An 18,980-nucleotide genomic window follows, 5' to 3' on the forward strand; every position below is an offset into this window, starting at 1 on the left:
ACTGTTTCGCGTGGAACATAGTCGGGGGGCAACCTGACCCTCTAGACATCGTCCCCACTACGCCAACAAAGAGACCACTGATCAGTGGCTCACCCTGATACATACTGCTGTCCAGTTGCTTGATGAATCGCCCAGACGGCGTATACGGCAATGACTGAGGCAGGCGCAATCAGCGCATCCCTAGGTTCCAGGTGAAACCTCCTCATTACCATTGGCTGGATTCTCTCTGTTCCACGTGAAACATGACCCTTCATCATAGGGATGGTTCTGAATTGCGCGCTCATCCAGATCGCCTGTCCCTGTTTCACGTGGAGTATCCTGACCCAACCCAATAGAGCACGGACGGGCAATGGTCCATGACGTATAATCGGGCACCAGCACCCCCTGCTGGCTTACTACCCCAGCAAACCGTTCCTCAGCCGGATTGATAGACCCATGACCTACGATTCAACCAACATCAAGATCTTGAGGGGCCTGGATGCCGTGCGCAAACGCCCTGGCATGTATATCGGCGATACCGATGACGGCACAGGCCTCCATCACATGGTCTTCGAGCTGGTGGACAACTCGATCGATGAGGCGCTCGCCGGTTATTGCACCCAGATCGGCGTCATCATCCACGGTGACGGATCGGTATCGGTGATCGACAATGGACGCGGCATCCCCGTCGATATCCATCCCGAGGAGAACCGATCGAGCGCTGAGGTCATCATGACCGTGCTCCATGCCGGTGGGAAGTTCGACAATAATTCCTATAAGGTCTCTGGCGGACTGCATGGGGTAGGGGCGTCGGTGGTCAATGCCTTGTCCGGGCGCTTGCATCTCAGGATCAAGCGTGATGGCCATCTCCATGAGCAAGAATATCGCGACGGTGTCCCCCAGTATCCATTACGGATCATCGGTCAGACGCAGGAGACGGGAACCGAGATCCGCTTCTATCCATCGGCCGAGATCTTCTCTAACCGCGCCTTTCATTACGACATCCTCGCCAAACGACTGCGCGAGCTCTCGTTTCTCAATTCAGGCGTACGGATCACCCTGATTGAGGAGGCGACAGGACGCCAGGACATCTTTGAATACAGCGGCGGGATTCGCGCCTTCGTCGAATATCTCAATCAAAACAAAGAGCCGCTGCATCCTACGGTGATCCATTTCAATGCCGAGCGCCAAGGCATCGAGGTCAGGCTCGCCCTCCAATGGAACAGCGGCTATCAGGAGACCATCTTTTGTTATACCAACACCATCCCGCAGAAGGATGGCGGCACCCATCTGGCTGGGTTTCGTGCCGCTCTGACCCGTACCCTCAACGGTTATATCGAGCGCGAGGGTCTCGATAAAAGCCAGAAGATCCGGCCCATCGGCGATGATGCCCGTGAGGGGTTGACCGCAGTCCTGTCGGTCAAGGTGCCCGATCCCAAGTTCTCCTCTCAAACCAAAGACAAACTGGTCTCATCCGAGGTCAAACCAGTGGTCGAGTCCCTGGTCGTCGAGCACTTGACCACCTTTTTGGAGGAACAGCCCGCCGAGGCCAAGCTCATTGCTGGCAAGATGCTCGAGGCAGCACGGGCGCGCGAGGCAGCTCGCAAGGCACGCGAGATGACCAGACGCAAGGGGGTGCTCGATGTTGCCGGACTTCCTGGCAAGCTGGCCGACTGTCAGGAAAAGGACCCGGCCAAGTCCGAGCTCTATCTCGTCGAGGGCGACTCAGCAGGTGGATCAGCCAAACAAGGACGTGATCGGCGATTTCAGGCCATCTTGCCGCTCAAAGGCAAGATCCTCAATGTCGAAAAGGCGCGTTTCGACAAGATGCTATCTTCGGCTGAGATCGGTACCCTGATCACCGCGCTTGGCTGCGGCATCGGGCGGGAGGAATATAACCCTGACGCCGTGCGCTATCATCGCGTCATCATCATGACCGACGCGGATGTCGATGGCGCGCATATCCGCACCTTGCTCCTGACCTTCTTTTACCGCCAGATGCCCGAGCTCATCGAGCGCGGTCATATCTATATCGCTCAACCGCCGCTGTATAAGCTCAAGAAGGGCAAACAAGAGGAATATCTGCTGGATGACGCTGCACTCAATGCCGCTTTGCTGCGGGCAGCGCTCGATGGGGCCGAGTTTCATATCGGGGCCGATGCTCCACCGCTTGCTGGTACGGCCTTAGAGTCGCTCGCCCGCGACTATCAGATTGCAGTCGGTATCATCCAGCGATTGGGGGTTCGCTACGATCCCATCTTCTTAGAAGCGCTGCTGTGCTCCCCTGCGGTCGATGATGAGATCCTGCACAGCCATGAACATCTAGGCGCATGGTGCCGGGAGGTTGAGATCCAACTGAATGCTGTCGATGCCCTGAGCCAACGCTATGTCGTGCGGCCCTATGAAGATCAGGCGCATCAACCGCGCGGCATCGAGCTAATCCGGCTTATCCATGGCCTATCCGAGACGCGCCGCGTCCCGATCGAATTTTTTCATACTACTGATTATGCCAAGCTGCGCGATCTCGGTATCAAACTCGCTGGTCTGATTCAACCAGGGGCATTTGTGCGCCGTGGCGAGCGTCGTCAAGAGATCAGCGATTTCGGCGAAGGGATCCGTTGGTTGCTTGCCGAGGCCCAACGCGGTTGTACCATCCAGCGTTACAAAGGTCTGGGGGAGATGAACCCAGAACAGCTGTGGGAGACCACCATGAACCCTGAGAGCCGGCGCCTGCTGCGGGTCACCATTGAAGATGCCGTTGCCGCCGATCAGATCTTTACCACGCTCATGGGCGACCAGGTCGAGCCGCGACGTGAGTTCATCGAACGCAATGCGCTGAATGTCAGCAATCTCGATATCTAAGAGATGGATCGACACTAGCCAAACGCAGGTGCACCTTTTCACCCTCTATCTTCCACAAGATGGATAGGATCAAGGGGCGCTTTGCCGCCCTATTGCTTCGCAAGGAGAGTAGCGAGCCCTCTGCGCATGTTCTGCATTGAACACTCAGGCATTGAGCGATTCGATCGCCTCGCACAAAAAATGCCCGAGCATCAGATGGACCTCCTGGATGCGCGGGGTCACCCGCGAGGGGATGGCCAGCACGATGTCGGCAGCAGGCAGGTCTGGGTAAGCGGCACCGGTTAGGAGCACGGTCACCAGACCCCGCTCACGGGCAGTTGCCAATGCTCGTACCACATTGGGCGAACGCCCGCTGGTCGAAAGCGCCCACAGGACATCCCCAGGGCGCCCCAGAGCCTGGATCTGGCGGGCGAAGACCTCGGCAAAGCCAAAGTCATTGGCCACCGCCGAGGCGGCACTAGGATCAAAACCGAGCGCGATCGCAGGCAGCGGGCGCCGCTGTTTATCGAGAAAGGGCCCGATCAACTCACCGCTGAGATGGGTCGATTCGGCGGCGCTGCCGCCATTGCCGCAAATCAAGAGTCTTCCCCCTTGGGCAATTGCTTGGGCAGTGCGCAGTGCGGCATCTAGGGTCGCTGCGAGCAGCCGCTCATCGGTACGCACCCGCTGGATAAGTGCCAAGGTCTCATCCAGGCGTTCGATCAGGAGGGATTTGAGCAGTTCAGGTGAAGGAGGTAGGAGATCCGTCATAGGTGGGATGGGAACACCAAGGGGATGAAACCAATGAGGGCAACAAGCCGCTACCAGACGCGCGGCTTGAAAGCGGGCGGATTGAGCAGCGCGATCGTTTCCCCCGATTGCCCCAGGACATAGATCCCTTCTTCAAACTGCATGGCTGCGATGGTGCCAAAGCGTTGCATGTCTGAGAAATGGGGAAAATTGCGCTTGAAATGATCCGGGCGCGCCAGATGGGTGCAGACATCCTCGACCGTAGTATTCAGCTTACATTCCACACCCACCGCCGCCCCGTTGTCGATGGCCAAGAGATTGATCCTGTTGAGAAACCGCTGTTGGTCATCGAGTGCCGTCAGTCGGCGCATGACCTGATGGACCGGTAGTCCACGCGCCCGAAAAAGCTCGGCCACTGCGATTCGAGCATATTCTCGCCCAGAAACCCTTCCGCAATTGCATTGTGTTTTTCTATGGATCGCTACGCCATGAGCACCTGATGCAAGGTTAGCGGGATAGCACTCATGGTAATAGACAGACCCGTCTAACCGATTCATGGATGGGCATGGGGGATGGAATGCTCGCAGACCGCATATATGCCGATACCAAATTGTTGAAACAATGGAGAGACTGAGCGGTAGAGCAGATGGCAAGACGCATCAGAACAATCCCCGATACCGGTTGCCTCAGCACTGCTGCTTATTATGGCAAGTGTTACTGATGACTGATGTTCGGGTTGCAACCTAAAATGGCTCAGGGCAATGGCATTGCGCACTGGCGCAATGTCACGAAACCCTCAACCAAACCAAGATTGTTACTATCGATGTCCTTGTATTGTTGATACCTCAAAACTAGATTTATAGCGCTTGATCCCCTCCGATCTGACCCTTGTTCCCGCCCTCTCAAGGAGCCAACGATGGCATTGGTAGAAGAAAAATCCCCCCCAGACCACCCAAACGACCAACTCCAATAAATCAACCCTGGCCGCAGCGCGCGAGGCCGAGGCCCAGCGCAAGCGCGCCCGCACCCTGGCCAAACAACAACAGGTCGCTGAGCGCATCGCCGCGGCCACCGCCCAACTCGCCTCAGGGATCAATGAGGCGGCATCAGCGGCAGAGGAGCTCAAACGCGCCGCGGATCAGATTGCATCTGGGGCCGAGGAGGCATCCGGCGCGGCCCAGGAATCGCTGCGCCTGGTCCAGGAGATGGCCAAAGGGATCGCCCTGGTTGAAAACAATGCCAATATCACCCTTAGCAAGGGTGAGGCGCTCGTGCAAGCCGCGGCGCGGGTGCGAGAAGAGGTCAGCGTGATGGTCGGCAATGTAGTGCAGGCCGCCAATCGCCAGATCGAATCGGTCAAGATGGTCTCCGAGCTTGAAAAGCAGGCCGCTGAGATCGGCGATATCGTCAAGGCCGTGGGTCGGATCGCCGACCAGACCAACCTCCTCGCCCTCAATGCCGCGATCGAGGCGGCGCGCGCCGGTAAACACGGCAAAGGCTTTGCGGTGGTGGCCGACGAGGTACGCACCCTGGCCGAGACCTCGGAAAAGAGCGCCAAGCAGATCTCCGAATTGATCTCCCAGATCCAGGCCGATGTCAAGGCCATTGCCAGCGGCATCAATGAATCGACCAACCTGGTGCAGGCCGAGGCGGAGAAGGGTCAGACGGTCAATACGCTCTTAGAGCAGATCGCTGTTGCTTCACATGAGGTGGTGACGGCTTCCGAACAGGTAGTCGGTGTCGCCAGGGCGGCCAATCTCGCTGCCCAGGCAATGCTGAAGAACTCCGAGACCATCGCCGCTGCCGCCGCCGAGCAGTCTGCCGCGGCCGAGGAATCCGCCAAGACGGTCGCGGAACAGGCCCATGCGCTCTCAGAATGCGAACAGGCCGCCCAGGGTCTCTCCGAGCTGGCCGAAGACCTCAAGAGCTCGACCGATGTCACCAAGAGCGCTGAAGATGTAGCCTCAGCGGCTGAGGAGCTATCCTCGGCGGTGCAGGAGATCAACCGTGCCGCCGCCCAGATCATGACCGCGATCGAACAGATCCGGCGCGGTGCCTCAGACCAGATGCGCTCAGCGGAGGATGCGGTCAATCAAATCAAACAGGTCGAACAGGGGGTGGCGGCCTCGCTCGATGGCGGCAAGCTGGGCGTGGAAAAGGCCGAGTTCGGACGTCAAACCATCGCCGAGATCCGTTCGACCATCGCGGCCATGCTCGCTGGGACCCAGCGCTCGATTGCCATCTCTCAGGAGTGCGGCCGACAGATCGCCGATCTCCAGACCGTCGCCCGGCGGATCGACAAGATCGTCGAGGCCATCTCCATCGTCTCGATCCAGACCAATATGCTGGCGGTCAACGGGGCGATCGAGGCAGCGCACGCTGGCGAATACGGCAAGGGCTTTGTCGTGGTCTCGACCGACATCCGCAACCTCTCACACGACTCGGCCCAGAACGCCGACCGTATCAAGGACATGGTCAAGTCGATCCAGGACCAGATCCTGCTCGTTGCCAGCGATCTGCGCGAAATCATCGCTGCGGCCCTGGCCGAGACCGAAAAGGCCAAGGGTATCCTTGGCTTTATTGCAACTTCAGAAAACGAGGTCGCGGAGGTCCACACCGCTGCTGAGGCGATCAGGCATGATGCAACCGAGGTCGGCACCCTGGTTGGGCAGGTCAAGATCGGCGTCGAGCAGATCTCGGCAGCGGCGATCCAGGCTGAGAGATCCGCGACTGAGGCCGCATCCGCCGCCACCCAGCAAGCGCAAGGCGCCGAGCAACTGGCTGCGGCGATCGAGGAGATCGCCTCTCTGGCGGATGAGCTGCAAAGCATGTAAAGGGCCGAATCCATGAGCGCCGAACACTTGCAAGAGGCAGCGGTGGATGAGGAAGGCACTGAGTCGGCCGATGTCCACCAGTTCGTGACCTTCGTCGTTGGCGGTGAGGTCTTCGCCGTCGATATGGCCCCGGTGCAAGAGATCATCCGTCTGCCGGCGGTGGTGCGGGTACCTCTGGCTCCATCGTCATTGCTGGGCCTAGCCAATTTACGCGGTAAGGTGCTGCCGATCATTCTGCTGCGGCGCATCTTCGGTTTCCCGGAGCAGGCGCATGACGATGCCACCCGCGCCCTGGTGATCGACGTTGGGCAACCTTTGGGTTTCGTAGTGGATCGGGTGGCCAGCGTTATTAGCGTCAGATCGGAACAGATCGAGCCGGTCGCCGGTATCCAAGGCACGTTCAATAGTGAGCTTCTAACCGGCATCCTCAAGGATGTTGGCGGGTTTGCGATGGTGATGGTGCTCAACTTCGCGCGTTTGGTCGCCCAAGAGTTTGCCGAGATCGCCCAGATCGCCAGAGGCACTGCCATGACCGGGGGCGTACTCGATAGCTCGGCAGACAATGAGGATAAAGAGGCTAGCGATGAACTTCAGTTGGTCAGCTTTGCAGTCGCGGGTCAGGAATATGCCATCGACATTACCAGCGTCCAGGAGATCGTCCAGATCCCTGAGACCATCGTCCATGTACCCAATTCGCCCACCCATGTCCTAGGTTTGATGACTCTGCGCGAGCGCCTGCTACCGCTGGTGTCGCTGCGCAGCCTGTTTGCATTGCCAGCACGCGCACTCGATGAAAAGAGCCGGATCGTGGTCGTCGCCCTGGGGCAGGCGGCAGTAGGGATCATCACCGATAGCGTCTCTGAGGTTCTGCGCGTCCCTTTAGCCCAGGTCGATCGCATGCCTGGACTCTTGGCGCGCGAGGATGCGCTTTCGGACATTACTGAGATCTGCCGGCTCGATGGCGGCAGGCGTTTGGTTGCGATCCTGTCGGTTGACAATATGTTCAAGCATACAGTGGTTCAGGAAGCGCTCAAGACGGTGGATGGCATGAACGCAAACACCCACGATGAACAGCCAGGAGAGGACAGGAGCGATGAAGAAGAACAGCTCGTGGTCTTTCGCCTCGCCGAAAGCGAGTTCGGGGTCCCGATCGAATCGGTACAAGAGATCGTGCGCCTCCCTGATGAACTGACGCCGGTGCCCAAGGCCCCCGCCTATGTCGAGGGGGTCATCAACCTGCGCGGGGCGGTGCTACCGGTGATCGATCAGCGCAAACGCTTGGGTCTGCCTCCGATCGAGCGCAACGACCGCCAGCGGATCATGGTATTCGTGCTCAATGGGGTGCGCACCGGTTTCATCGTGGATACGGTCACTGAGGTCCTGAAGATCCCCAAGGCGGCGATCGAGACCGCGCCGCGGCTGTCTGGCGAACAGGCGCGCCTGCTGGGGCGGGTGGCCAACCTCGAACAGCAGGGACGGATGATCCAGCTCATCGAGCCGGCGCATCTGATCGACACCACCGAACTCGCTGACCTGAACACCTGATCCCATGCCGATCAGGCTCCTCATCGTCGATGACTCGGCGCTGATGCGCCGGCAATTGTCTCAGCTTTTCGAGGCGCAGAGCGATTTCATCATCCGCACCGCGCGCAATGGACGCGAAGCGGTCGAGGAAAACCGCGCATGGCTGCCCGATGTCCTGACCCTCGACATCAATATGCCAGAGATGGACGGGCTGACAGCACTGGCGGCGATCATGGCCGAACGCCCAGTACCGGTGGTCATGGTCTCCTCGCTCACCGAGAAGGGGGCGCTGGCCACCTTCGAGGCCCTGGCCCTGGGTGCGGTCGATTACATCGCCAAACCAGGCGGGACCATCTCGCTGTCGATCGAGACGATCGAGTCCGAGCTAGTGGCCAAGGTCCGCGCGGCGGCACGGGCGCGGCTTAAATTCGGCAAAGGCTCGAGTTTGGCTGAACGCCTGCGCCGCGAACGGGAGGAACGCCAAACTGCCAAGCCTGCCTTTGTGCGTCGCTCTCCAGCGGCTCAGGAGGCCGAGGGTCTGGTGATCATCGGGGTCTCGACCGGCGGCCCCTCGACTCTCGAGGAGATCCTGCCCCAGCTCCCCGCTGACTACCCATTCCCAATCATTGTGGCCCAGCACATGCCGGCAGCATTCACCGGCCCCTTTGCCCAACGCATGGATCAGCTCTGTGCCCTCAATGTGGTTGAGGTCAATCGGCCGCTCGAGGTCAAGCCCGGGACCATCTATCTCGGCAAAGGTGGTGCCGACGTGGTGGTGACTGTGCGCGCCGGTCGACTGCTGGTCCTCGCCAAGCCCGAGGACCGGCGCTATCTCTGGCACCCTTCGGTCGAGGTTTTGGGACGCTCTGTGCTGGAACATTGCGAGGTGAGCCATGTCATCGGGGTCATGCTCACCGGCATGGGCTATGATGGTGCCGATGCCTTCGCCGAGATCAAACGCCAAGGCGGGCGGACCATCGCCGAGGCCGAGGAGACCGCCGTGGTCTTTGGGATGCCGCGCGAGCTCATCGAACGCGGGGGTGCGAGCCTGATACTGCCAGCGCACCAGATCGCCGCCCAGTTGATCAACTGGGTAAACACCTAAACGGGGAGAAAGCATGGGTATCGTCAAGCAGCAAACGGTTGAAAGCGTCCAACAGGATGAGCGGCGCCGCCCGCGCGATCGCGAGGGCCTGATTGCGTCACTGCGCGATCCCAATCCGGTTGCCCGCCGCTGGGCGGCGCGCGATCTGGCGGGATACCCGGAATCCGCGTCGGCCCTCGTCGAACGGCTGGCGGTGGAAGAGGATGTGAGCGTGCGCGAGGCGATCCTGCTCAGCCTTACCGAGATCGGCGATCAGACCGCGGTAAGCGGTCTCGTTCAGTGTCTCCGCAGCGAGGATGCCCATCTGCGCAACGAGGCGATCGAGGCAATGAAGCTCTTGCCCAATGCCGTGGCCCCGATCATGGCTAGGCTTTTGACTGATCCCGATCCCGATGTGCGCATCTTTGCGGTGAATATCTTGGAATCCTTGCGTCACCCGGATGTCGAGAAATGGCTGATCGAGGTCATCAGCGAAGATGAATACATCAATGTCTGCGCCACAGCCGTTGACCTTTTGGGTGAAGTCGGTACTGAGGCGGCCCTCGCACCCCTGGCATCGCTCAAGGCGCGCTTCGGCGACGAACCCTATATCGCCTTTGCCGTTGATCTGGCCCTCAAACGCATCCCGGGGTAATCATTGGCCGAAATGATGATCACCGATGAAGATTTCCAGAAGTTTCGGGAATTCTTCTATCGCAAGACCGGTATTCGCTTCGACGAGAATAAACGTTATTTTGTCGATAAAAGACTGATTGAGCGGATCGAGGCAACGGCAAGCGGCAATTTCCGCACTTACTTCAATCTGCTGCGTTTCCAGGCATCGGGCGAGGAGTTGCAAACCCTGACCAATCTGATGACGGTCAACGAGACCTATTTCTTTCGCGAGGAATATCAATTCAAGTGTCTCGTCAATTCGCTTCTGCCAGAGATTATCGCCCGTAAAACCCCTGGCTCGCGCATCCGCATCTGGTCGATCCCTTCTTCATCCGGCGAAGAGCCCTATTCGATCGCACTCTATCTGACCGAGTACTGACCAGGGATCGTGCACTGGGATGTCGAGTTGATCTCATCCGACATCGATACGGACATCCTGAAAAAAGCCCGCCAAGGGCGCTATTCAGCGCGTTCGGTGCAGCATATCCCTGACTCACTGCTTAAAAAACATTTCGATCGCTTGGCCAACGGCGATTATCAGATCCACGATGATTTTCGCGAGGCGGTCGAGTTTACTCGGGTCAATCTCAATGAGCCGGCTGATACCCGTCCCTATCGTAGTTTCGATGTCATCTTCTGTCGCAATCTATTGATCTATTTCGACGATCTCTCACGTATCCGAGCGGCGGAGGTCTTTTATGATGCACTCAATCCTGGCGGATTTATCTGTTTGGGTCATTCTGAGTCGATGAGCCGCATCTCGGCGCTCTTTCGAGTACGCAAGTTTCCGGATGCCATCGTCTATCAAAAACCGGAGGCGCGATGATGCAACAGGCGCGCATTCTCATCGTCGATGACGCGGCGACCGTACGGCTCTATCACCGCACCATCCTCGAAGAGGCAGGATTTGCAGTGGAGGAGGCGGTCAATGGGATCGAGGCGCTTGAGCGGGCACTGCTCCAGCCCTTCGATCTCTATCTGGTCGATATCAATATGCCCAAGCTCGATGGCTATGGCTTTTTGCGCGAGCTCAGAGGCCAGGATCTACCCCAAGTCCCAGCGATCATGATCTCGACCGAAGCGAAGTCCCAGGATCAACACCTAGCCTATATCGCCGGTGCCAATTATTACCTGATCAAGCCGATCAAACCGCGCGAGCTCATCCTGGCCTGTCGGATCCTGCTTGGATATGGAGGGTCGGCATGAGTCCACTCCTCCAGCAGTTCTTGATCGAGGCCCGCGACTTCCTGCAGGAGATCGGCGAAAAGCTGATGGCACTCGAGTCCCAGCCCGACGATGCGGCGCTGATGAATGAGCTCTTTCGCCTGGTGCATACCCTCAAGGGTAATTCGGGGCTATTCGACTTCCCTGAGATGACCCGGGTATTGCATGCCGGCGAGGACCTGATGGATGCGGTGCGCAGCCGGCGCCTACCTTATTCCCAGGAGATCGCCGACCGTCTGCTCGATGCCATGGATTATGTCGGTGCCCAGATCGACGCGATCGAAGCCAGCGGCGCCATCGACCCCCTGCATATCGAACAGGCTGAAGAGCATGTCCTGGCATTGCGCGAACTGATGCCAGTAGATGCGCCCAGCACTGACCCAGAGACCACCGAGCTGCCCTCCGCGGCGCCGACCTGGCCAGAGGCACCCCCCCTCGCCGAGTTGCCTGAGGGCGCGCGTCTCTCTGCCTTTCAGTCGATGGGTCCGGATCATCCGGTGTGGCGGGTCCTCTACCATCCGGCCCCCGATTGTTTCTTCAAAGGAGAGGACCCCTTTTATCAGGCACGCCAAACCCCAGGGCTCGTCTGGGGGCGCGCCTGGAATCCAGGGGGCTGGCCGCCGCTGGCCGAGCTCGACTGTTATCAATGCGCCCTGGCCTTCGATCTTCTCGTCTGCGGCCCGCGTGCCTCAATCCTAGAGCATTTCCGCTATGTACCCAATGAGATCCGGATCGAGCCGGTGAATGCACTGGCGCTCGTTGTCCCACAGGGCGATCCAGGCGGCGGACCTGTGGATGAGGACTTCGTTGCGCAATCCCTGGATCTCGTGGAACGCGGTGAGCTCGAGGAGCTGAGATCCGCTGCTGCTGCCCTGCTTGAGTTGACAGCGCCTAAGCGATGGGCAGCATCGGTCTTACGCTGGCTAATGGCGCTGCTCGATAAGATGCCGGAGGATAGATCTGCCATCCAGCGTTTGCTCGCATCCCTCAAGACCGGTCAGGCGCCTGCTTGGATCCAGGCCGATTGTCCGGAGGTACCCGAAGCCCCCGCCCCCGGGCTAGCGCCAGCAGAGCCCTCTGTTCGCCTCCCCGACCGTCCCGCCCCGAGCTCAGAGGAGCTGGCCCTGATCGAGCAGCTGATCGCGGTCCAACGCCAGATTCTGGAACTGCCCGACCAGGTCGATTGGCTCCCCGGCAGGCTCAAGGGATGTGCGGCAACCCTACGCGCAGCGCTGACCCCTCTCGGTCTTGCCACGCCCGAGCTCGACCAGGCGCTTGCAGCAGCGCTTGCCGAACGCTCCAGCCTCCCGCTGGCCGTTTGGTTACAAACGATCCAGCCGCGGGCAGCGGTAGGGGAACCCGCGGCTGCACCCAACAATGCCGTGCCGACAGACGCCCCCGAGCACCCCCAGCCTCTCTCCCCGCCACCGGCGCTAGCCCTCGGTGAGCGGACCCTGCCCGAGGAGGAGCCCAGGTTTGGACGGCGCGCCGAGGATGCACCCAGCGCCCGGGTGCTCAAGGTCGATCAGGCCAAGATCGACCGCCTGATGAACCTGATCGGCGAGATGGTGGTGACCAAAAATAGCTTGCCCTATCTCGCGCGGCGCGCCGAGGATGAGTTTGGCGTCAGGGAGCTCGCCCGCGAGATCAAGGCACAATATACAGTGATCAACCGCATCGCCGAGGAGATGCAGGATGCCATCATGCAGGTGCGCTTGCTGCCGGTATCCTTCATCTTTCAGCGCTTTCCCCGCCTGGTGCGTGATCTCTCGCGCAAGCTGGGCAAGGAGATCGAGCTTGTCCTGGAAGGTGAGGAGACCGAGGCAGACAAGAGCATCATCGAGTCGCTCGCCGATCCTCTGATCCATCTGGTGCGCAACAGCCTAGATCACGGGATCGAGCTGCCCGAGATCCGGCGCGCCGCTGGCAAGCCGCCTGCTGGTCGCCTGCTGATCCGCGCCCAGCAAGAATCCGACCGCGTCCTCATCGAGATCAGCGACGATGGACGCGGGATCGACCCCGCAGTGATCAAGCGCAAGGTTTACGAGCGCGGGTTGATCGATGAGAGCCAGCTCGAACGGCTCTCGGATCAAGAGGCCCAGAACCTGATCTTTGCCCCTGGCTTTTCGACTGCCGAACAGGTGACCGATCTCTCAGGGCGCGGCGTAGGCATGGATGTGGTGCGCACAGCCTTAGAAAGGGTAGGAGGAACGGTGGAGCTCCATAGCCAGGTCGGGCGTGGTACCATTATCCGCCTCTCTCTGCCCCTGTCGATGGCGGTGACCAATGTCATGATCATCGAGTCCGACGACCAGATCTTCGGGATGCCGATGGATACGGTGGTCGAGACTGTGCGCCTGCCGCAAGGCCAGATCCATGGGATCAAACATCGCCGTACAGCTGTGCTGCGCGGTAAAATCGTGCCGCTCGTGGCGCTCAATGACCTGTTGGCCATCCCCGCCGCCCCCCGGCCCAATGCCGAGAATGAGCTGGCGGTCTTGGTGGTACGCGCCGGCAGCGAGGTCGTGGGGCTCTTGGTCGATGATTTCCGCGAGGTGATCGATGTCATCCTCAAACCGCTGCCCGGTGAGCTCAGTAAGCTTGCCTGCTACGCAGGGACCGCACTCTTGGGCGATGGTTCGGTGTTGATGGTCTTGAATCCCAAAGGTCTTTTGTAATGCCGATCGAATATTCAGACACCCAGGCGCGTTTACCTGAGATCCTCTCGGTCGAGGAGGCGGAGGGTCTGCTGGAGTGGTTGATCCAGCATCCGGAGGGTATGGTCGATCTCGCCGACTGCACCCATCTCCATGCCGCCAATCTGCAGGTACTCCTAGCCGCCCATCCCAAGATCAACGCCTGGCCCGCTGATCCTAAACTCGCTGCCTGGATCAAAGACAGTCTGCACGGAGGAGAATGACCATGCCTAAGACCATCCTCATCGTCGATGATTCGACCGTGATGCTGATGAGCGTCAAACAGACCCTGGAGCTTGCTGGTTATCAAGTAGAAACGGCCAAGGATGGGCTGGAGGCCTTCAATCGCTTAAAGTCCGGCTTCAAGCCGGACCTCATCATCACCGACATCAATATGCCCAACATGAATGGGCTCGAGTTCATCCAAAACGCCCGCAGCATCCTGCGTTTTACCCCGATCCTCGCCCTGACCACCGAGTCGCAGGCCGCCAAGCGCGACGAGGCCAAGAGGCTCGGGGCCACCGGCTGGCTGGTCAAACCAGTGGGCGGCGAGGATCTCTTAAAGGTCATCAAACAGGTCCTGCCGGGGGCCTAAGCCGTATCCCCCCAATCTGCAGGACCTGGCGATGAGCTACAGTGAGGCCCTTGCCGTGTCTAAATCCCCGATCATCCAGCGTTGGGTCTTGCTGACGCTCGGCCTATCCATCGCGACTATTGCAGGCGTCTTGATGTGGCTGCTGTTGCCCTGGCTCGAGACCCTGGCCACCCCCTCGTTTCGCCTGACCAAGTCGATCGTGGTAGGACTGATCGTCTTGGGAATGCTTGGGGTCTTGCATTGGGTCCTCAACATCCTCAAACACAGCATTTACCGCGACCAGACCCTTATTCAAGAGGCCTGGCTCAATGTGCGGATCAATACCCTCCAGATCCTCAATCAGATCAAAACCGATTTCCAAACCTTGCCGCGTTATCTAGAGCTGATGCGCAGTCATCTCCAGGAGGCCATTCGGGTCACCGAATCGGGAACCGTGAATATCCTGCATACCTTGGAAGATATCCGCGGGCAGGCCTTCGCCTTGCGCAATACCCTGCGCGACCAGGAGTCCAAGGCCAGCGACATCGCCCATGCCCAGTGCAAACGCCTGGAGGATAATGCCAAGATCCTGGAGGATATCGCCGAGTATCAAAGACAACGAACGAACCAGATCGAGCAGGACAGGCGGCGGATCCAAGAGGTCCTTGATCATGTCACCCAGCTTGAAGGTCTGACCAGCATGATCCGCAAGATCGCCCGGCAAACGAATCTCTTGGCGCTCAATGCTGCGATCGAGGCCGCGCGCGCCGGCGAGGCAGGCAAGGGATTTGCCGTGGTCGCCGATGAGATCAGAAAGCTTTCCCAACAGACCGAATCTGCTACCCAAGAGATCAATACCGCGATCGCCGCCATGACTCAAACGGTCAACGAAAACCTCTCAGAGATCGTCTCGGCGACCCGCACCGAGGAGGAGACCTACAAGGTCCAGCAGATCACAGAAGAGCTCGAGCGGATGAACCAGGCCTTTGAAGAAGTGAGTCGCTATTTGAACCAGATCACCAGTGAGTCGAATCAGGCGATAGATGCGATCTATCGGGTAATCCTTGCCGCCCTCGGTCAGATGCAGTTCCAAGACATCGCCCGCCAGCAGATCGAACAGGTCCAAACCGCGCTCGACCGTTTAAGCGCACATGCTGACCTCGTGGTGGGTGCACTCAATCGGGAAAGACCCGATTGGTCGCCCCTCGAAGAGCGGATCGATGAAACCAAGGATGACTATGTGATGCACACCCAGCGCTTGACCCACGCCCAGGTGACCAGCAGTGCGCTCGAATCCGAAAGCCGACCCGCCATCGAACTGTTTTGAACATGGAACCATTCGCGAGGCCGCGGGGTTAATGAGTCAAGCGGCGTTTTGAGTTTGGGCATTTCAGGGGACAGAAATGGATCTGGCAATCGATAGAGACAAACCGCCCTCGTATCAGCAGGGGTTGCGGGTGTTGCTCCAGGGGCGCAAGCCAAGGTTGAATCATTGGCAGATCCAGGCCGATGCCGATCCTCGCCGTCGCCAACCGTAAGGGCGGGACGGGCAAGACCACGGTAGCGGTCAATCTCGCGGCTGAGTTGGCTGCACGCGGTCTGCAGGTCCTGCTCCTCGACCTCGATTCCCAAGGCCATTGCGCGGTGGGTTTGGGGCTCGAGGTCAAGGCCAGTGATGCTAACCTCCATCAACTGTTTCTTCAGCGTCGAGCCAAGCTCGCTAACGCCATCCGCCCGACTGCGTTCACCAATCTCTATCTGGCCCCCGCTGATCCCAGGCTCGATCACAGCCGTTGCGCGCCCGACCCCGATCGCCTCCGGCAGGCGCTTTCGCCGGGCGATCTAGGCCGGCATTTCGACCTGATCCTGATCGATACCCCACCCTCGCTCGATACCCTGTTCCTGAACGCACTCTATGCCGCGACCCATGTCCTGGTCCCCTATATCCCGCATTATCTCTCACTTGAAGGGGTACGCCAGTTGATCCGTGCCTTGTTCCCGGTGATGAGTCGCCACAATCGCGGCCTAAAACTCCTCGGATTCGTACCCAATCAAGCCGCCGCGCATATCCGCCTGCATCGGACTGTGACCGCACATATCGGGAGCGAGCTGGGTACAACCCGCATCCTGCCGGCAATCCGCGCCGATATCCGGTTCGCTGAGGCCATGGCCGCCGGTCAGCCGATCCGCGTTTATGCCCCCACCAGCCGCGGTGCAGAGGATCTAGACCGGCTTGCTGCCGCAGTGGGGGAGGCCTTGGGCTTTGGTTCAGGAGATCCACCCGCTGCATCACCCTGACCTCTTACCGCCTATCATCGATGGTACTGATCTGCCATTTGATCGCAGCGGTCGGATATTTCCCTTCAGCGCAGAAGGAACAGAGGTCGGTGCTGTACGACCACGGCTCGACGCCTGGCATGTCGCAGCAAGGCGGTCTTGCACTTAAAATTAGTCCTTGTCTTCCTGGTTAAACCGACCAGGGATCTGGGAAACGCCAACAACCCTGTGATCATCAAAGTCAGTGACCCTTAACATCGGTTTGCCTCGGTTCATCCAGGGCAGCGCGCGCGCCGATTTGGCCGATGCTGTTGCCCGCTGTCTGCCCCTGAGCCTGCGCCGGTTGCTTGCCCGCTATCATCGCCGACTGATCTTTCAGATCGAGGATGGACAGGCGCGAGCCTATTTGGTCGCTGGCCTCGAGACTCAGGTATTCGGTGGCTTTGATCCGAATGGGGATCTGCATCTGCCGGGCATGAACGGCGGGCAGAGGCACGATCGCCCGCCGCGGATCGAGGTCCATCTGCCCTCCGAGTCCGTGCTCAGACGCCGGGTCTCTTTCCCCGCTCAGGTCCGCGTCAATCTGCACCAGGTCCTGCGCTACGAGCTCGACCGCATCTCCCCCTTCAAACCCGAGGATGTGGTCTTCGATTTCATGGTGCTACCCGGTCCCAGGTCAGCCGAGCGCATCCAGGTCGAGCTCGCCCTCTGCCGGCGCGACCAGGTCGAGGCTTGGATCGAGCGGCTTGCGGCGTTAGGGGCACCGGTCGAGCGCATCGCCTGGGTGGGTGCCTGGCCAGAGGCCAATCTGCTTCCCGCTGAACGGCGCCCGCAGGCCCGCCGGTTTGCCCTGAATGCTGCCACCACCCTGGGGTCGATCGCCGTATTGCTCGCTGTTGCTGTCTTGCTCAGCCCCTTATGGCAGCGCGATCAGACGATCCAGCGCCTAGACACCCAGCTCAAACGCCTGCGGGCCCAGGCTGCTGAGGTCGAGCGTACGCGCCAAGAGCTCGAACGCGTGCGCCAAAGCAGCCGGGCGGTCATCGAACGCAAACTCCAACAGCCCAGGCTCTTGGAGCTTCTGCGCGAACTGACCGAGCGCCTTCCGAATGACACTTGGGTACAAAATCTCGAGTTTGGCCCTGAACAGATCGAGATCCGCGGCGAATCTGGCCAGGCCAGCGCCCTGATCGCTATCCTGGAACAGTCCCCGCTGATCGAGGGGGTGGCCTTCGGCTCACCGGTCACCCAGATCGCGCAAACCGGCAAGGAGCGGTTCAACATCAGCTTTCGTTATACGAGCGGGGAAAGACCTTGAACACCCCCTGGCCACTGCCTCGCCGGTGTTTGGTCATCCTGGCCGCCTTGATCCTGATACCGGCCCTAGCCTTGGTAGCGATCGTGGTCCCTTGGCTGAACAGGCTCATCGCCCTCAATGCCCACATTGCTCAGAGCAGCGACCAGATCGCCCGCTATCGGCGGCTGGTCGATCAATTGCCCACCCTGCGCGCCGAGCTGGAACAGGCGCGGGCTGACAATACCTTTGCCGCCTTTTATTTCAAGGCGCCGACCCAGGCGCTCGCCGGTGCCCAGGTCCAAGGCCAGATCCAAGAGATCGTTCGGGTCGCAGGCGGGCGCCTGATCAGCACCCAGATCCTACCCCCAGAAGGCCAGGAGGTCCCGCCGCGTATCCGGGTACGGGTTCAGATCCAGGGTTCGACCGATACCCTGCTTGCAGTGCTCCAGCGGCTGGATCAGGCTAAGCCCTTTTTGTTTATCGAACGGCTCTCGGTGCGCTCTTCGGCACGCCCAATGGAGGCGACGAGCCCGATGGCGCGCCGCCCCTTGCCCGATCAGGGTGGGAACCTCACGCTGCGTCTGGATCTCTATGGTTTCGTACTCGAGGGCAGCAACCCATGAGGCTCGGTTTGGCGGCCCTTGTGCTCGGTCTGACGGTCTTGCTGGCCCTGGAATGGACGCTTTGGTCGCCACAGCTCAAGTCCAATATGGCGGCGCCTTCTACCCCCCCAGCGCCGACGCCGGCCAACCCAGATACAAACGAACTGTTAGCGCAGTTAGACTCCGGGGAAGAGCGCGACAACTATGCCCTGATTACTGAACGCCCGCTCTTTCGCCCAGACCGCCAGCCCGACCCCCCATCCGATGCCCAAGCTATCACCCCCCCGTCCGCCGAGGGTGCGCCCTTGGATGCCCTCGATCTGAAGGCGGTCCTGATCATGCCGGAGACAGCACTCGCCTGGGTCCATGACCCTGCTCAACCCAGGGTGCGCCGGCTGCGAGTCGGCGATGAGGTCCAAGGCTGGGTGGTGAGGGCAATCCTCGAGGATCGCATCCTCGTCGAGCGACAGGGCCAGCAGGATGCGCTACTATTGCGTGACTATACCAAGGCGCCGCCTACTGCGGCCCCGCCAACCACACGGCCGATCCCGCCGCGGACCCCGCCGCGTGCCCCCCAACGTACCGCTCCGAAACCGCCTTGATAACCGAAATCAGGCCATAGC

At 59.9% G+C, this 18,980-nt stretch carries 16 protein-coding genes and 1 pseudogene; 15 read left to right on the top strand and 2 right to left on the bottom strand.

The window, feature by feature from the left end; genetic code table 11:
- Nucleotides 1-435 precede the first annotated feature (435 nt).
- Nucleotides 436-2,841, top strand: coding sequence for a DNA topoisomerase (ATP-hydrolyzing) subunit B (gyrB, locus tag GWK36_RS00100; RefSeq protein WP_166268991.1), 2,406 nt, complete (start codon nucleotides 436-438; stop codon nucleotides 2,839-2,841).
- Between the two features lie 144 nt (nucleotides 2,842-2,985).
- On the opposite strand, the gene GWK36_RS00105 is transcribed toward gyrB, so the two are convergent.
- Nucleotides 2,986-3,591 (bottom strand): D-sedoheptulose-7-phosphate isomerase, encoded by a 606-nt coding sequence (locus GWK36_RS00105; RefSeq protein WP_166268993.1) that lies wholly within the window; start codon nucleotides 3,589-3,591, stop codon nucleotides 2,986-2,988.
- A gap of 50 nt (nucleotides 3,592-3,641) precedes the next feature.
- The gene (locus tag GWK36_RS00110; protein WP_166268995.1) at nucleotides 3,642-3,986 is read right to left on the bottom strand and encodes a hypothetical protein; all 345 of its coding nucleotides are present in this window, start codon (nucleotides 3,984-3,986) and stop codon (nucleotides 3,642-3,644) included.
- A gap of 789 nt (nucleotides 3,987-4,775) precedes the next feature.
- Between GWK36_RS00110 and GWK36_RS00115 the strand changes: the two genes are divergently transcribed.
- The 14 genes and pseudogenes from GWK36_RS00115 to GWK36_RS00180 all read left to right on the top strand — a co-directional run bounded on the left by GWK36_RS00115 (nucleotide 4,776) and on the right by GWK36_RS00180 (nucleotide 18,959).
- Nucleotides 4,776-6,404: a methyl-accepting chemotaxis protein gene (locus GWK36_RS00115; RefSeq protein WP_210756796.1), complete on the top strand. Its 1,629-nt coding sequence runs from the start codon at nucleotides 4,776-4,778 to the stop codon at nucleotides 6,402-6,404.
- A gap of 12 nt (nucleotides 6,405-6,416) precedes the next feature.
- Nucleotides 6,417-7,949, top strand: coding sequence for a chemotaxis protein CheW (locus GWK36_RS00120; protein ID WP_166268997.1), 1,533 nt, complete (start codon nucleotides 6,417-6,419; stop codon nucleotides 7,947-7,949).
- A gap of 4 nt (nucleotides 7,950-7,953) precedes the next feature.
- The gene (gene cheB / locus GWK36_RS00125; protein ID WP_166268999.1) at nucleotides 7,954-9,033 is read left to right on the top strand and encodes a chemotaxis-specific protein-glutamate methyltransferase CheB; all 1,080 of its coding nucleotides are present in this window, start codon (nucleotides 7,954-7,956) and stop codon (nucleotides 9,031-9,033) included.
- Between the two features lie 13 nt (nucleotides 9,034-9,046).
- Nucleotides 9,047-9,667 carry a HEAT repeat domain-containing protein gene (locus GWK36_RS00130; RefSeq protein ID WP_166269001.1) on the top strand — a complete coding sequence of 207 codons (621 nt, stop codon included), beginning with the start codon at nucleotides 9,047-9,049 and terminating at the stop codon, nucleotides 9,665-9,667.
- Between the two features lie 15 nt (nucleotides 9,668-9,682).
- Nucleotides 9,683-10,513 (top strand): annotated as a pseudogene (locus tag GWK36_RS00135) (CheR family methyltransferase).
- Nucleotides 10,510-10,893: a response regulator gene (locus GWK36_RS00140; RefSeq protein ID WP_246237599.1), complete on the top strand. Its 384-nt coding sequence runs from the start codon at nucleotides 10,510-10,512 to the stop codon at nucleotides 10,891-10,893. Before GWK36_RS00135 ends, GWK36_RS00140 begins: the two are co-directional and overlap by 4 nt.
- Nucleotides 10,890-13,589 carry a chemotaxis protein CheA gene (locus tag GWK36_RS00145; protein ID WP_166269003.1) on the top strand — a complete coding sequence of 900 codons (2,700 nt, stop codon included), beginning with the start codon at nucleotides 10,890-10,892 and terminating at the stop codon, nucleotides 13,587-13,589. The genes GWK36_RS00140 and GWK36_RS00145 overlap by 4 nt, the downstream gene beginning before the upstream one ends.
- Complete coding sequence (locus GWK36_RS00150) at nucleotides 13,589-13,831, top strand: hypothetical protein (RefSeq protein ID WP_166269005.1); 243 nt, start codon at nucleotides 13,589-13,591, stop codon at nucleotides 13,829-13,831. The genes GWK36_RS00145 and GWK36_RS00150 overlap by 1 nt, the downstream gene beginning before the upstream one ends.
- A 2-nt stretch (nucleotides 13,832-13,833) precedes the next feature.
- Nucleotides 13,834-14,202, top strand: coding sequence for a response regulator (locus GWK36_RS00155; protein ID WP_166269007.1), 369 nt, complete (start codon nucleotides 13,834-13,836; stop codon nucleotides 14,200-14,202).
- A 31-nt stretch (nucleotides 14,203-14,233) separates the two neighbouring features.
- Nucleotides 14,234-15,508 carry a methyl-accepting chemotaxis protein gene (locus GWK36_RS00160; protein WP_166269009.1) on the top strand — a complete coding sequence of 425 codons (1,275 nt, stop codon included), beginning with the start codon at nucleotides 14,234-14,236 and terminating at the stop codon, nucleotides 15,506-15,508.
- A 182-nt stretch (nucleotides 15,509-15,690) separates the two neighbouring features.
- Nucleotides 15,691-16,479 (top strand): ParA family protein, encoded by a 789-nt coding sequence (locus tag GWK36_RS00165; protein WP_166269019.1) that lies wholly within the window; start codon nucleotides 15,691-15,693, stop codon nucleotides 16,477-16,479.
- 223 nt (nucleotides 16,480-16,702) lie between these two features.
- Complete coding sequence (locus GWK36_RS00170; protein WP_166269021.1) at nucleotides 16,703-17,776, top strand: PilN domain-containing protein; 1,074 nt, start codon at nucleotides 16,703-16,705, stop codon at nucleotides 17,774-17,776.
- Nucleotides 17,773-18,378 carry a type II secretion system protein GspM gene (gene gspM, locus GWK36_RS00175; protein WP_166269023.1) on the top strand — a complete coding sequence of 202 codons (606 nt, stop codon included), beginning with the start codon at nucleotides 17,773-17,775 and terminating at the stop codon, nucleotides 18,376-18,378. Before GWK36_RS00170 ends, gspM begins: the two co-directional genes overlap by 4 nt.
- Nucleotides 18,375-18,959 carry a type II secretion system protein N gene (locus GWK36_RS00180; RefSeq protein WP_166269025.1) on the top strand — a complete coding sequence of 195 codons (585 nt, stop codon included), beginning with the start codon at nucleotides 18,375-18,377 and terminating at the stop codon, nucleotides 18,957-18,959. Before gspM ends, GWK36_RS00180 begins: the two co-directional genes overlap by 4 nt.
- Nucleotides 18,960-18,980: the final 21 nt, after the last annotated feature.

The sequence above is a fragment of the Caldichromatium japonicum genome, assembly GCF_011290485.1.
Taxonomy (GTDB): domain Bacteria; phylum Pseudomonadota; class Gammaproteobacteria; order Chromatiales; family Chromatiaceae; genus Thermochromatium; species Thermochromatium japonicum.

Bases quoted from the DNA above. Each gene is read 5' to 3' on its own strand.
- GWK36_RS00160 (WP_166269009.1), top strand. From the start codon at position 14,234: ATGAGCTACAGTGAGGCCCTTGCCGTGTCTAAATCCCCGATCATCCAG.
- GWK36_RS00120 (WP_166268997.1), top strand. From the start codon at position 6,417: ATGAGCGCCGAACACTTGCAAGAGGCAGCGGTGGATGAGGAAGGCACT.
- GWK36_RS00155 (WP_166269007.1), top strand. From the start codon at position 13,834: ATGCCTAAGACCATCCTCATCGTCGATGATTCGACCGTGATGCTGATG.
- GWK36_RS00130 (WP_166269001.1), top strand. From the start codon at position 9,047: ATGGGTATCGTCAAGCAGCAAACGGTTGAAAGCGTCCAACAGGATGAG.
- GWK36_RS00165 (WP_166269019.1), top strand. From the start codon at position 15,691: ATGCCGATCCTCGCCGTCGCCAACCGTAAGGGCGGGACGGGCAAGACC.
- GWK36_RS00105 (WP_166268993.1), bottom strand. From the start codon at position 3,591: ATGACGGATCTCCTACCTCCTTCACCTGAACTGCTCAAATCCCTCCTG.
- GWK36_RS00115 (WP_210756796.1), top strand. From the start codon at position 4,776: ATGGCCAAAGGGATCGCCCTGGTTGAAAACAATGCCAATATCACCCTT.
- GWK36_RS00180 (WP_166269025.1), top strand. From the start codon at position 18,375: ATGAGGCTCGGTTTGGCGGCCCTTGTGCTCGGTCTGACGGTCTTGCTG.
- cheB (WP_166268999.1), top strand. From the start codon at position 7,954: ATGCCGATCAGGCTCCTCATCGTCGATGACTCGGCGCTGATGCGCCGG.
- GWK36_RS00140 (WP_246237599.1), top strand. From the start codon at position 10,510: ATGATGCAACAGGCGCGCATTCTCATCGTCGATGACGCGGCGACCGTA.
- GWK36_RS00150 (WP_166269005.1), top strand. From the start codon at position 13,589: ATGCCGATCGAATATTCAGACACCCAGGCGCGTTTACCTGAGATCCTC.
- gyrB (WP_166268991.1), top strand. From the start codon at position 436: ATGACCTACGATTCAACCAACATCAAGATCTTGAGGGGCCTGGATGCC.
- GWK36_RS00145 (WP_166269003.1), top strand. From the start codon at position 10,890: ATGAGTCCACTCCTCCAGCAGTTCTTGATCGAGGCCCGCGACTTCCTG.